Genomic DNA, 13,831 nt, shown 5'->3' with positions numbered 1-13,831 from the left:
ATCACTATTTTCTTGATGCTACATTAAACTCAGTTGTTGTCTTGCTGCCATCCGCAGTTTCCACTACAAATGTCCAGGTCCCTTCCGTCGTACGAGTACCTACAAACCAGTTCCACTCAATCACGCCATTCTCATCCGCTGTAGCCCAGCCAATATGTTTCGCTGTACTTTCTCCCGACTTATAAAATATGGTTAGGTTTGCAGTGGCCCCTGGTTCCACCTGAACCTTGATTGTTGCATTATTCCCTATGTAGGCAGGCTCTGGCTTGGATAACACGGTTATTGAACCTGCAGCGTCTCCATCGCCCTCATTACTATTAGAACCTTCTCCCGTATCTCCGATCCATACGCGCTCAGCGGCAGCAGCCTGAATCCGTAATGGTTTGCCGAGGAAAGGCACTTTAATCGGCAGTTCATAACTGAGCTCCAGCCTGAAATACGGATTCGTTTTGTTCTTGAGATCCGGCACAGATATCCCGTTAACATGTACACGCTCCATATCCAGCAATACAGGATCTATAAAAGGTTGAAGCAAGGGTTTTACAGCTGGATCAAGTACAGTCTCGATAACCGAAGTCTTAATCTCCTGCAAAGGCTGCTCCCCACTGGCTGCAGCCGCACGCACCCAATTACTTAATGGATCCGGCAGAGACGAAGCATACTCTTCAGCCCATTCCGTTAGTGACAACTCTGGTATGCTCCAGCCTCTTCCCTTCTCTCCACCACCAGCGGAATCCGTTGGAGTGAAGACAAGAGAAACCGGATAAATCTTGGTGGAGAGCTGCTTTACGGCTTCACCCGCTGTGCTTTGCAGGGCTGTCGAGATCAGTGTCATTTGTACGATGTAGACAAGGAACATGACAAAGAACAGAAACACAGGCAGAACGAGCGAAGCTTCCAATACGATGCTTCCCTGTTCCTTTTTCGAAGAGCTTGTCTGCATCGGCAGAGATTTCAATTGTTCCATTTTGCGCAACCGTGTTATTCGAAGCAGCCATCGCGCATATTCTTTTTGATCTAGCTCCTGCTTCTCCATAATCCCTCCACCTGAAAAGGTACTGCTTGATTCAATAGGAATAATCCGTCCTCCGGTCTATGAATAATCGCCCATCTTCAACCTGGTCTGCATTCCCCATAACTGCACCTATACTTTTGATCACCCCTGGCAAAAACCATAACTTCACACTGCTGCGTATGTTCCCTGATGCATACGTTTGTTTTTCATCGGGATTAACGCCTGTATTCAGCCGAATCAATGCCAGCATTCTGGACATTTTACGTTCATTGTTACTGTGCATTAAAAGGAATAGTCTTAGATGGTCCCTGTATGTAAGCTTAACTTTGATATATTTGGACAACTCCACACTGCCCTCTTTGGAGAGCTTCACCATATCCGCTATGGCGTGGGTAATCCCGTATAAAATTGCAGCCGATAACACCAGAAGGGGATTACCGAGTTTACTGTTCTCAATTAATCCTTCTGCGGTTCGAATCGCCAAACGCATACCAAATATTTCTGCATATGCAGCCGCAATGTTGCCTGAAGGATTGTGAAACCCGTAAATGATATATTCCAGCTCCTGATTCTCCAATTTGAAGACCTCACTCGTATCCCCGCTCCCTTCAGTCCAATCGAGCAGCTGTCCAAAATCCATCGAATTGAAATAAGCGAGTGCGTATTCATTCTGGAATAATTCATCCCCTAGACTATCCAGCAGGCCAGACATCCCGCCAAATAAACTGTCCATTCCATTCATGGCGTCACCGCCTGAATCGTAAGGATCGCCTGCAATTTCCGCCTTTTTGGCCTCCTCCCGGCTTGCCTGGTTAAATGCAATGTTGGCATTATAATACTGCTCCAACTGCTTGAATGCTTCCGTTGATCCGGAATGTCCATTTTCAATCTGTGACAATATGCGCTTTATGTCCTTTAATTTTGCCTTGGACTCCTTGTCGTTGGCCTTGCGCTGTGCATCAGATCCCCGACCTTCCTCAAGCAGCTGTTTGCTCTGAAGAATGACATTGGAGGCACCACTTCGTACATAAGAGTCCATGTATCGTTCTGTGACCTGACTTGCCTGTCTTACAGCAGGCTTAACAGGCACACCGCTCTGACCCGTCACATTGCGAAGCTGTGTATTCAGGTCAAGGCTGTCTTTTCTAACCTGATTAAAGTCTGAGGTTTGGGAGCGGATATGTTCTTTTAACTTATCAAACAATTCATCGGCTCTCACCAACTCAGAGGCAAGTGAACGTGTATCTTTGGCTTCGCTGCCTGATCCGGTAGATGGTGGACTCTGCCCAGGGAGGTTTGAATTCCCGACTTTTTCATAACTCGCATTCTGCGAACGGCTCTCCCCTTCAGCGATAACCCGCTTCATTTCCTCGTTAAGATTACGTGCTTCATCAATTAGAGTCTGGGCTGCCTCAAGTTTCGTCTGATGCGCCTGTTGTGCCGGCTGCAGAACCATACTTATGCCGGTAACCACATTACCAACACCTGTCCGGTAACGAGCCAGCTCCAGAATATACTGCTGCTGGTTGAATGGTAGTCCTTCGTCTGATTGTTTCTTGCTTAGATAATCCGTATAACGTGCTGCGATCTCGGCAGCAGTCTCCGGCGTTTCTTCCATCATTTCATCGTAAATGGCAGGTGAGGGAGGGCTCATGGTCAGAACAGGGAGATCTTTCAATGTATTGGCTGAATCGGTCTGATTGGCTATCGCCTCATCCAGCAAATCCTCACGCTTGTCATATAGCTTCTGTAATTTCTTGAGCAAGTCTACCGTATGCGCAGCTTCTTTCATTTCCTCCGACATTGGCTTGAAGCGATTGACCACCTCTAACGTAAAATCAACCGGAGCCCGATATTTCATGTCTTCCTGAATCTGGCGATTAAAAATATCATACCTGCCCAATTCCCGTTCCATGCTCAGGGTGCTTGTATCCCACTGTATATCCAGAATGGGGAAACCGTCCTTCACAGCCGATGGCTTCACACTATCATTCAGTACCTTAGCCATAATGGCTTCACCACTGCTGTCTCCGTAACCAAACAACCCATATTCCCGGAGTGACGTGTCGTATGCAGACATCACCGATCTTAACGCTGCATGAGCCATGCGTTCTGACTGAACTTTGAAGGCGGCTATCCGGGCATAATCAATAAATACGGCGACAAACATATAGATTCCCGCCAGGATTAAGATCAAGAACAGGGTCACAGCACCTGATTCACCGTCTTTTTTTCTGAACAGCGCTGCTCTCCTCCTCTCTCTACTTTTTGGATTTTCCAAAATGCTGCAGGACCTGTCCTGCTTCAGCTGCTGTACCGGTTGCCTCGCCGCCTTTCCCTTTGAATTTGGCAGCATAATAACGGACCAGATCCACCGTTCGGATAAATTCCGCCGGCTCGACAACCGCTGATGAACCTTGCGTCAGAACACGGTTACCCGAATCAAACAAAAAAGAAGGAAGAGGCAAAGAAATAACCTGCTCCAGCCTGGTCGTAACTTTTCGCTGTATCAAGGAGTTCTGATACTCGATTGTTCCACGCATCCCACCCGGCATGTTCTGAACGGCTTGGGATAACTTCTGTTCAGTCAGACTCCCGCGTTCACTAGCAGGCACGGGAACACTAATCTGATTATCCGCACCAGCCCAGCCAAACAGTGCTCCGAGCAATCGGTCATCCGTCAATCTCCAGTAAAGATTATCATGTTCGCCTGCCGCTGCTTCACCTGTCATGGCCTGTTTGTGACTGTTATCCCAACTGTAGGCGGCTCGTTCCGATGCTGCATAGGCATGCTGGTTTAAAAAGGTTTTTTGATACATATACATCGTGAAAAACAAAATTAACACGAGAATAAACAGCACCACCGGGAAGACCAGGGAAGCCTCGATCGTGAAGCTTCCATCTTCCCTTTTGAATCGCTTACTCAAAAAATTCATCACTCTTCTTGCTAACTTGACCCAGTAAACGAGTTACCAAGGTTTTAATTTGGTCTTTGAAAATCAATGCGATAATAATGATGACACCAATAATCAGAATCAGCTCCAGCGTACCCAGACCGTCCTCTTCGTTCCAAAATGTACTTGCTTTGCTTTTCAATATTTCCTGCATTTCCATTCCTCCTACATATTCATCATCATAAAAGCAGGTGCTCCGATCATAACTACAATCGTAAAAAAGATCAGAACCATCGGAAACACCAGTTTGGAAGATGCCTGTTCTCCCTTTGCCCGACTGACCGCCTTGCGTTTCTCCCACAACACATGGGACAGATCCCGCAGCGCGAGTACAAAGTCACCTCCCCCACGGCGGAAATTCAGCAGGACTGTCGTCGTAAAAATCGTAACTTCCTGCACACCACAGCGGCGGCTGAACTGTTCAAACGACTGTTGAAAAGAATACCCGTTATTCCAATCACCGACCGTCTTCCGCAGCTCGTTGTAGAGCGGATGTTCTCGCTCTCCCTGACTTGCAACACAGTGAACGATAGCTCTTTGTACGGTTTCCCCTGCCCCAACAAGCAGCACAATCCGATTTAATAACTCGGGCAGCTCCATAAGAATATCCTGGTCTCTTCGCTGTACCTTGGTATGAAGATCTTTATAGAGTGCAAAAGGCAGTGCAACCGCGAGGGCAAGCCCGCCTAACAGACCTCCATTTCCGATATCGCCAACGAGTGATAACAGACAGCCCACAAGCAGCATCAGCCAGGCATACGTCAGCATTTCAGCACTATAGAGCATCGTTTTCTCTCCGCTATGCTGTATGCCGTGCATTTTCTGGATGGCATGCTGCATGCGGTACATCAGCACAGGCAATCTTCGGCCTACCTCATATCTGTCCAGCAAAAACAGAAAGGGTCCATGCAGTTTTTGCAGACGCAAGCCTTCCATATGAAGTTTGCGCAGATGGCGGTAGGTTTGTCCTCGCGTTCGATCCAGCACCAGCCACCCTGCTCCGAGCACCCCTCCGAATATGACGGGAAGCAGCATCGAATCAGCTCCTTATACTTTGATATCCATAATGCGTGTAATCCACAGATAACAGCAGGCGAGCAATACCAAAGCCACGCTGGAGATCAGATATCCCATACCGCTATACAGTGGTTCCATGAAATCCTTGGCCGTCAAATTCAAAAAAACAAGAAAAATAAAAGGCGCGGCAAACATCGCCTTGGACTCAAACCTTTTCTGTGCCACAGCGACCATGATATCCTGCTGGATGTCCAGTTTCTCGCCAATCACAGCAGAGGTTCGGCGAACCACCTCGACCAGGTCTCCACCCGTCCGCTTGCACGTGATGAATACGTCTGCAAAATTCGTTATATCCTCGATGCCAGCACGGTCAGAAAAGTCCTGCAGCGCCTCCTCAATCGGTTGACCATATTCCATTCTTGTCCGCAAAATAGTGAACTCCCGAATGAGATCGGTATCCGCTTCAGGATTGAGCATCCGCAGATCTTCTACCGATTCCTTAAATCCATTTTCCACGGATTTCCCCGCAGCCAGTGCGGAGGATAACGCATATAACGCTTGTTTAAAATGTAAACTCAGTGTCATTCTTCTTCGTTCCAGCAGTACCTTTGTCCAGTGTTTTGGCACCCATATGCATCCTGCAGCCAGTATCACCCCTGCCAGCCAGTGGTGATAGAACAAGATACCCACACCAAAAAATAGCAGTCCACTAATCAACATGCAGACGGTTCGTTGTCTACCGGATAGCGTGTATACGGTATAATCTGTTAACACCTGCCTGGACCCACCCAACCTAATCACCTTCTAACCGCTTCAATTTACCTTGTTATCCGAATCTTCTAATTCCTTATGGTACCGACCTATGTATTCACTCAGCCACTCTCCAAGCCCGGCCATTTGGATTTTCTCAATCTGCTTCAACTTTCCAACTTGTACCAACCCTCCAATGATCTTGCCTTCCCTTTCATCCCGCTCCTGGAAACGAAAGAGCGGGTTCAGCAGTACTTCCCCGTTCTTCATGCCAATGACTTCACTGATTTCCGTCACTCGTCTTGAACGATCTCTCAGCCGTGATAGATGAACGAAGATATCAATTGCCGAGCTGATCTGCTGCCGCACAACCGAAATAGGAAGCTCTGCCCCGCTGAGTACCATTGTCTCCAATCTGCTGATCATGTCCGAGATGTTATTGGCATGCCCTGTAGACAATGATCCGTCATGACCGGTATTCATGGCCTGCAGCATATCAAGCGCCTCTGCCCCACGCACCTCTCCGATTACAATCCGGTTGGGTCTCATCCGTAGTGAAGACTTGATCAGATCCCGGATGGAGATTTCACCCTTGCCCTCGGTATTGGCGTTCCGCGTCTCCAGTGACACCAGATTCGGCACCGTGACAATTTGCAGCTCGGCGGAATCTTCAATCGTAATAATCCGTTCATCCGGAGGAATAAACTGTGATAATGCATTCAGAAAGGTTGTTTTCCCTGACCCGGTTCCGCCCCCGATGAAGATATTGAATTTGCTGCGCACCAACTGCTGCAGCAGCTCTGCCGCTTCCTCATGCAAGGCACCTTTTCCAATCAGGTCCGACATGGTCATCGGTTCACTTGGGAACTTGCGAATCGTCATGGTAGGACCTTTTAGCGCAATCGGCGGCAGCACAATATTGACCCGCGAACCGTCCTTGAGCCGCGCATCCACAATGGGGGAGGACTCATTCACGATCCGGTTCACCCCGGAGACGATCATCTGGATAATATCCTCCAGCCGTTCTCTCGATTCGAATTCGAGCTGAATTTGGCTAACTTCCCCTTCCTGCTCGACAAAGATCTCCCGGTGACTATTAATCATAATCTCCGTAATGTCCGGATGATCCACCAGGGGTTGAAGAATGTCCAACCCGCGAAACGAATCAAACAGCCTCTGCACCAGCGCATGTCGTTCTCCAGATGTCAGGTCATCCAGTTCCGGATCAGATAACACCTTGCGCTCAATCCCCTGCCACAGTTCCTTGTCCCCCGCTGAAGACGTTAAGTCAAGGCCTGCCCTGACTTCGCGGCGCATGTTCTGGAATTGTTCTTCACGGTCCAAAACTCTATGGGATGGTTCACTCATCATGCCCACCCATCTCCCTTATGGATGCGACCCGTCTGCTTCAGATCTTCCTCTCCGTCCTGTACAAGCATGGCACACAGCCTTTTTACCTCACGCTGAAATATGGGAGAGCTTAGCAGCACTTCCTCCTGGTGAAGCTGCTTCCAGGAAGGGATATAAGGCAGCACGGCATCCAGCTGCAGCTCAGGTCGTGGAACGGCATTGACTACGCTGTCTCGGTATTTGTTTACCACAAAGCGGGCACGATCCAGTACACGTTCAAACAAGTCAGGCTCAGTCCGCTCTGCATGCGCCAGCCATTGGCCCCACCGGTGCATGGCAGACAGGTCATCTTCAACCAGCCATATCAAGGCGTCTGCCGCTTTCAACATGCCTCGACTGCGTTCGTCCCAGCCGGAGTCTCCATCCAGAATCAACACGTCATATTGCCCAGAAGCAGACAAATAATGAACGAGCCCCGTCGTATCATCACACGACATCTGCAGCAGTTCCTTCCGGTTGGATAATGGCCAGAACACGTCTGCCTTCAATCCATCATGACGAAGCACGTAACCATCTATGCCCTTGGAGGGAGCCTGTGTAGTCACCTGCCCGTGCTTGCCCGATTCCTTCCTCCCGACCTTGAGATCATACAGCAGTCGCGACAGCCCCGTTTCGGCATCGGGAACACGCTGTACACTTCGGGATAATCCCTTCTCAAGGAACGGCAGCACGCTATCCAGCGTCTCCAGATTAAGATAGAGCACGGCGTAGCCCGCCAGTCCGAGCTGCTTTGCCATATGCAGCGCCACTGCTGTCTTGCCGCTTCCTCCCGAAGCTGACACCACTCCAATGGAAAGGGTTTGCTGTCCTGGGCGGTGTACCTTTTTGCGACGAGGCTGCCGACTTGCATTCAGAACGATATCCAACAATGCAGGCAGAGGTTGATATTTCATTAAGCGCTTGTCTTCCTCCACCTCCTCATGACCTTCACTGAGAAGCAGCCAAGGCACACCCGGACTTTCACCCATACGTTCCAGCCAGGGATTCAGAAACTCAGGTTCGGCAATAACCAGATCCGGCAGTTCCTGTCCTTCATGTTCATGCATATACTCCTGAAAGGATTCCCACTGTGAAAAAGCGGTAAATCGCATTGCTGCACCAAATGAACTCCCCTGAACAAAATCAAGCCAGGCACTTACATACTCCTTGTCTTTTGAAGCAAGTACCGCCTTCAGCACGATCAATTTCTCCTCCCTCCCTGTAGAAAAGCACAAAAAAAACACCGACCATGATCCGCATGTATTATGCAAGATTATGGACGGTGCTTCCGTCACGTGCTATGAATGTATGGATAATATAGCATACAATTTCTGGACGAGCAAGAGATTTATACAATTAACAATCTGATTTCCACTCTCAAGAATGATAAGGTGCATCAAATTCAATAATGTTACGATCCGGGTCAAGAACGAAGATCTGTGCGAATCCTGCAACACTATCCGGTCTGGCTTCATACTCAATTCCCTGCTGTTCCAGCCAGGCTATCGTTTCGTTGTGGCTTTTCACCCAGATGGCAAAGTGCCCATCCGTCGTATCAATTCCCGCCTCACGCAGCGTATGTCCTTCCGGATGCTGGAGCAGATGCAGCTGCTGACTGCCAATCGCGTACCATGTGCCTGTAGAGCGGAAAGGCGGACGTTCAATCTCCTGCATACCTAGCAGCCCGGTATAAAATTGTTTGGCAACATCCAGATCATGCACAGCCAGGCTAACATGATGTATATGAGCATATTCAATCATCGCGTAATTCTCCTTCCAAGTAATATGATATTAATAAAAAACGTCAATCGCTTACACGACTATACTATACCTTTATGCTTCCTGACCAGTTGTGGCAAAGAGAAAAACACCTTCGACCCAAGCTCGTAACCTCTCTGGGTTCACACATACTTGAATCAAAGATGTTTTTGAATAGAAACACATTACATGGATTTAAAAAGGGATGTTTATGCTTGTAGGAAGCTTGATCTCTCCCTATTTCGCGCTGTCCAATGCTTCCTGTGGAATCTCAATCTCTTCTACCTGGTTATGGTTGGAGAAGGTGCTTGTCATCTTCATGTCCATGGTGATTTTCTGGCCTTCCTGCTCCATCTCCATCACCATATTCACGTCGGTACCAACAGGAAGATACGTCTCCTTGTTCACCATATATTTCATTTGCATACTTGTAATATTCATCTGTTCAAGCATCGCTTGTGTCTGGGCGTCCGTTCCATTCTGCTCCATGACGGATTGAGCCAATTCCTTCACGTTATCACCCGATACGTCTGCGGTAATGACATAATTGTCGCCCTCTTCGGTGATCTTGGTATCTTCCGCAATTTTATTGAATTGGTCCAATTCTTCTTCAGGGTTCAGGCTTGATTGCATTTGCTCAATCAGCTGCTTCGTTTGATCGTCAGGAATTTTAACCCATTGATCTCCCACCTGCGAATAGATGGCATCAGAAGTAATGTACTGCTTCACGTTTTGTGCTTCCTGCCCGGACATTTCCATGTTCATCTCTTGATAGATCATCATCGGATCCTTGATGATGTCCATCTTCATTGTTGTTTTTACCTGCTGATCCTGTGACTGTTCGCCAGCCTCCAGCTTCAAATTCTGATCAATGGTTGCATCACTCGAGAAGCTTTTCAATTCCTTGGCTGCTTCATTCGTTTTGGTAATCAATTCTTCCAGTTTAGGGATCTGTTGTTCCTGCTCTGCAGGTGTATTGCCCTCGTTTGTCGCTTCGTTGCCAGCCGGCGGCGTTGCAGTGCTGTTATCCGCATCGTCACCGCATGCTGTCAGGCTTACTGCCAATAATGCCCCGATAATGAATGTCGTCCATTTCTTCAACTGTTTGTCCTCCCAAAATAGATGTGATCCGTATTCATTACCCAAATGTTTCCTTTATTAATCATGTTTGCGGTACATGCGTTCTCTAGTACGATTTACAAAAACCGATTCTTGATCTCAGGTGTCGGCAGCATACACGCTTCGTCCTTGCCAAACCACCGGTAACGATTACGGGCTACCCAGTTATACACGGCATTACGAATGAATTTGGGTACAATAATAAAGACATATAATAATGGATACGGAAATTTCAGGCCTTTGGCCAGCCGCAGTGCAGCTGTCGAACGTGTATAGTAACGGCCATTTTCGATTAGTACAAATGTATCCATGCTGTCTGTAGACAGATTTCCTTTCTTCAGCAAATCCTTGGCTACATCGGATTGGAGCGATGCAAAATGATATTTCCCTTCCGGATCACGTTTGATAATCCATTTGGTTAATCCTTGGCAAAAGTGGCAAACCCCGTCCACGAGTACAATCGGGTGTCCCTCATGCTCATCCGCTCGAATTGATGTCATAATTGAAGCCTCCTCATTTATGCTGTTAGATTAACTTACCCACTTTTCACCTTCACGTTCGCTGTCCACTAAATTTATACTACTCAAAAGGAATTGAATAGAAAAAGAGCGCAGGCTCTAAAGCCTACGCTCGTATCTGTTGGGGCAATTACTCAGCAATTGCCTTTTCCATCCACTCATCTTCAATCATTTGTTGGTGCAGGTCTCCTGCCCATTGGTCCATGCATTTGCAAATGAAATCTTTGCGGCATACTGGACAAGGCGTTTTCTGCAGACGGCTGATCGCTGTCATCTTCCATTCCGGAGATTTGGAGTAGAATACGCGGCACTGTGTGCCATCTACCAGCTTCATCGTAAATTCATACAATCCGTCATTTTCGTTTTTGCTGGCTACTTGCAATTTTGCAATACGTGGTCTATAAGACATGGATATCACCTGTCAATTCAAATTTGTTTCCTGCATGACTTTTCTCAGTACTAAGTCATATTAAAGAAATTTTAGTTCGATGTCAACTCAGGGAGCACGAACCTCCCAGCTTATTTTGAATGGATTCCATACCCACCAAGTTATGCCACACTATCCGCCGAACAAAATATCCAATATTGTGCCTACCTGACCCTGCTTTTTGCCTTTCAGTACATCGGGGTCGAATACTTCCACATAACCACATGAGGAACAGGCTACGAACAAATAGTGGTTATGCTGGATGTCGAACATTTTGCTAAGACCAGCCCCGGACATTGAGACTTCCTTGATGTTGCAATCCGTTCCCCGACATTTCGTACATACAAACCTTCGCTCAATCATCTCTTCAATACTCATTTGCATTCCCCCTTTTTCAGATGCCTGGCATGAAGCAAGAGTATAATTATGTAAAAGAGTACGCGATTTGACCTGCAATCTCCTGCATGTCTTCTGATTTTAAAATATAAAGCCCTGCCGTTTGCCAGCAGGGCTTGTACCGAACAACAGGTATCCATGATAGCCTGCTTAATATATCTCTCCCTTTACTCCAGCGAGTATCGGTTTATACCACGTTCAGTACGACATCAATGTTGCCACGAGTCGCTTTGGAATACGGGCAAAAATCATGAGCTTTGCGAGCCAGATCCTCTGCCTGACTGTGATCCACACCCGGCATGCTTACATCCAGCCGGACCGACAACTGGAATCCGTCATCCGCAGGGTCTTTTCCAATGGATACATTACTCGTTACCGTCACATCTTCCAGTTTAACGCCTGCTTTACGCGCCACGTTGGCAAGAGCACTTTCGTAACATGCACCGTAGCCTGCTGCAAAGAGCTGCTCAGGGTTCGTACCTTCACCGCCGGATCCACCCAGTTCTTTTGGCATTTTCAGATCATGTTTAAGGACTCCATCCGATGAAGTTACCGAACCTGTACGTCCACCTTTGACTGTCGCAGTTGCTGTATATAAAGCTTCCATTAGAATCTCTCCTTTTTCTCCAATATTTTTGCTGCCTACAATTCAATTTAAACTTCTGGCTTAATTTGAAACGGTTTTGGGTTACTTCATCAGCTTCTGCATCTTTGTCATTTTCATGCATCCATCCCGCCATCTGCATAACGCGATTTATGATATAAAGTTAAATTTTCTGAAGTTGGGTAATATACTAAGGATCTGTGATCTCATCCGCTTCTCATTTTGTCCATCTACATAAAAGTTGCACTAGACAAAAATTATTGAATGAGTACAATGTAAGTAACGACATATATTTTCAGACATATAAAAGTGAATGACCCCGGTCTTCATCATAAGGAAAATCAATACGATTATTATTAAAAAGTCAGGTGAACATGTATGAGTAAAAAAAATCCATTCAGCTCTCCTTCGGCTGAACAATTGGCCGCAGCAGGCATGGCTCCCTCCCTCGGGGAAGCACACAGCTCCATGAAGGTTCCGAAAAACGTTGCCTGGTGGAAAAAATTCCTCGCCTTTGTCGGCCCAGGTTATCTGGTCGCTGTCGGCTATATGGACCCGGGGAACTGGGCAACAGATATTGCCGGCGGTTCCCAGTTCGGTTATACGCTATTATCCGTTATTTTAATCTCAAACCTTATGGCCGTCGTATTACAGTCCCTTGCAGGTAAGCTTGGCATTGTAACCGGACGGGACCTGGCCCAAGCTTGCCGCGAACGGTTCAGTATGCCGGTTGTCATTATGCTCTGGGCTCTGTGCGAACTGGCCATTGCTGCTACAGATTTGGCTGAGGTCATCGGTTCAGCCATCGCACTGAAGCTCCTGTTCAACATCCCGATGTTATACGGCGTCATTATTACGGCTGTGGATGTTCTGATTATCCTTTTGCTGCAAAATAGAGGCTTCCGCGCCCTGGAAACACTGGTCATCGTGCTGATGGCAACCATCGCCCTCTGCTTCGGGATTGACCTGTTTCTTGCCAAACCGGATATGGGCGGGGTACTCACCGGCTTTGTACCAAGTGCCGAGATACTACAGAATCCAGCGATGCTGTATATTGCCATCGGAATCATTGGAGCAACGGTTATGCCGCACAATCTGTACCTGCATTCATCCATCGTGCAGACCCGGCAGATCGAACAGACAACTCAGGGGAAAAGAGAAGCCATTCGTTACTCCACTATGGATTCAACGATCGCTTTGACCCTGGCCCTGTTTATCAACGCTGCCATACTCATTGTGTCAGCCGCTGTATTTCACAGCGCAGGCATGACACAGGTCGCTGAGATTGCAGATGCTTATCACTTGCTCACACCTCTGCTGGGCACAACCATTGCAAGTATCCTGTTTGGTGTCGCTCTGCTGGCCTCAGGTCAGAACTCTACGCTTACAGGTACACTGTCCGGCCAGATTGTCATGGAAGGTTTCCTGAACATTCGGATTCCAGCTTGGCTTCGCCGGCTCGTGACCCGATTAATTGCGATCATCCCTGCCGTTATTGTGACGGCTATCGCCGGCGAACATGGAACGGAAGAATTGCTGATTTTGAGCCAGGTGATTCTATCCTTGCAGCTGCCTTTTGCCGTTATTCCACTTGTGATGTTTACGAGTGACAAAAAAAGCATGGGCGCATTCGCCAACAAGCTGTGGCTCAAAGTCGTCTCTTGGATCATCGCTGCCGTGATTGTGGTTCTGAATGTTTATCTGATTATCCAAACCATCATGCTGTTTTAATCTATATAGCGCTAAAACCGTTTCCCTCTTACTATAGATTTATAAAAAAAGGCTGATCCCTCATCAAGAATATACTTGAAGGGATCAGCCTTTTAGCTTTGCCATACACTTGCCTTGTCCTTTATTTAATGACGCGAAAGTCATCTTTTTTTT

The 13,831-nt window shown here is 47.5% G+C and carries 15 protein-coding genes; 1 reads left to right on the top strand and 14 read right to left on the bottom strand.

Annotated features, from left to right (window positions below):
* Positions 1 to 4: 4 nt before the first annotated feature.
* From MHB82_RS06635 to MHB82_RS06570, 14 genes are all read right to left on the bottom strand, one after another.
* Positions 5 to 1,036: a TadE/TadG family type IV pilus assembly protein gene (locus MHB82_RS06635; RefSeq protein WP_341174199.1), complete on the bottom strand. Its 1,032-nt coding sequence runs from the start codon at positions 1,034 to 1,036 to the stop codon at positions 5 to 7.
* Between the two features lie 31 nt (positions 1,037 to 1,067).
* On the bottom strand, positions 1,068 to 3,212 hold the full coding sequence (locus MHB82_RS06630) for a hypothetical protein (RefSeq protein ID WP_341174198.1): 2,145 nt from the start codon (positions 3,210 to 3,212) through the stop codon (positions 1,068 to 1,070).
* 64 nt (positions 3,213 to 3,276) lie between these two features.
* Positions 3,277 to 3,951 carry a TadE/TadG family type IV pilus assembly protein gene (locus tag MHB82_RS06625; protein ID WP_341174197.1) on the bottom strand — a complete coding sequence of 225 codons (675 nt, stop codon included), beginning with the start codon at positions 3,949 to 3,951 and terminating at the stop codon, positions 3,277 to 3,279.
* Complete coding sequence (locus tag MHB82_RS06620) at positions 3,935 to 4,123, bottom strand: Flp1 family type IVb pilin (RefSeq protein WP_095289191.1); 189 nt, start codon at positions 4,121 to 4,123, stop codon at positions 3,935 to 3,937. The genes MHB82_RS06625 and MHB82_RS06620 overlap by 17 nt, the downstream gene beginning before the upstream one ends.
* 11 nt (positions 4,124 to 4,134) lie before the next feature.
* On the bottom strand, positions 4,135 to 5,004 hold the full coding sequence (locus tag MHB82_RS06615; protein WP_095360617.1) for a type II secretion system F family protein: 870 nt from the start codon (positions 5,002 to 5,004) through the stop codon (positions 4,135 to 4,137).
* 12 nt (positions 5,005 to 5,016) lie between these two features.
* Positions 5,017 to 5,778, bottom strand: coding sequence for a type II secretion system F family protein (locus tag MHB82_RS06610; protein WP_341174196.1), 762 nt, complete (start codon positions 5,776 to 5,778; stop codon positions 5,017 to 5,019).
* Positions 5,779 to 5,799: 21 nt separating this feature from the next.
* Entirely contained in the window at positions 5,800 to 7,104 is a 1,305-nt protein-coding gene (locus MHB82_RS06605; RefSeq protein WP_341174195.1) for a CpaF family protein, read from the bottom strand.
* Complete coding sequence (locus MHB82_RS06600; RefSeq protein ID WP_341176596.1) at positions 7,104 to 8,324, bottom strand: nucleotide-binding protein; 1,221 nt, start codon at positions 8,322 to 8,324, stop codon at positions 7,104 to 7,106. The genes MHB82_RS06605 and MHB82_RS06600 overlap by 1 nt, the downstream gene beginning before the upstream one ends.
* 178 nt (positions 8,325 to 8,502) lie before the next feature.
* Positions 8,503 to 8,886 (bottom strand): VOC family protein, encoded by a 384-nt coding sequence (locus MHB82_RS06595; protein ID WP_341174194.1) that lies wholly within the window; start codon positions 8,884 to 8,886, stop codon positions 8,503 to 8,505.
* A 234-nt stretch (positions 8,887 to 9,120) separates the two neighbouring features.
* A complete protein-coding gene (locus MHB82_RS06590; protein WP_341174193.1) occupies positions 9,121 to 9,984 on the bottom strand; it encodes a DUF6612 family protein in 864 nt (287 codons plus the stop codon).
* 95 nt (positions 9,985 to 10,079) lie between these two features.
* Positions 10,080 to 10,502, bottom strand: a complete 423-nt coding sequence (locus tag MHB82_RS06585) for a thiol-disulfide oxidoreductase DCC family protein (RefSeq protein WP_095289183.1) — start codon at positions 10,500 to 10,502, stop codon at positions 10,080 to 10,082.
* 148 nt (positions 10,503 to 10,650) lie between these two features.
* Positions 10,651 to 10,929 carry a hypothetical protein gene (locus MHB82_RS06580; RefSeq protein WP_095289182.1) on the bottom strand — a complete coding sequence of 93 codons (279 nt, stop codon included), beginning with the start codon at positions 10,927 to 10,929 and terminating at the stop codon, positions 10,651 to 10,653.
* 150 nt (positions 10,930 to 11,079) lie between these two features.
* Positions 11,080 to 11,325 carry a zinc ribbon domain-containing protein gene (locus MHB82_RS06575; RefSeq protein ID WP_024629326.1) on the bottom strand — a complete coding sequence of 82 codons (246 nt, stop codon included), beginning with the start codon at positions 11,323 to 11,325 and terminating at the stop codon, positions 11,080 to 11,082.
* A 205-nt stretch (positions 11,326 to 11,530) separates the two neighbouring features.
* Positions 11,531 to 11,950, bottom strand: coding sequence for an organic hydroperoxide resistance protein (locus MHB82_RS06570; RefSeq protein ID WP_095289181.1), 420 nt, complete (start codon positions 11,948 to 11,950; stop codon positions 11,531 to 11,533).
* A gap of 432 nt (positions 11,951 to 12,382) precedes the next feature.
* Here MHB82_RS06570 and MHB82_RS06565 point away from each other — a divergent pair, with 432 nt between their 5' ends.
* Positions 12,383 to 13,678 carry an Nramp family divalent metal transporter gene (locus tag MHB82_RS06565; RefSeq protein WP_341176595.1) on the top strand — a complete coding sequence of 432 codons (1,296 nt, stop codon included), beginning with the start codon at positions 12,383 to 12,385 and terminating at the stop codon, positions 13,676 to 13,678.
* Positions 13,679 to 13,831 lie beyond the last annotated feature (153 nt).

This window comes from Paenibacillus sp. FSL K6-2862 (genome assembly GCF_038005125.1).
Classification (GTDB): Bacteria; Bacillota; Bacilli; order Paenibacillales; family Paenibacillaceae; genus Paenibacillus; species Paenibacillus illinoisensis_A.
Note: the sequence above shows the minus strand (reverse complement) of the source record. Positions and strands in the feature narration are given on the sequence as shown.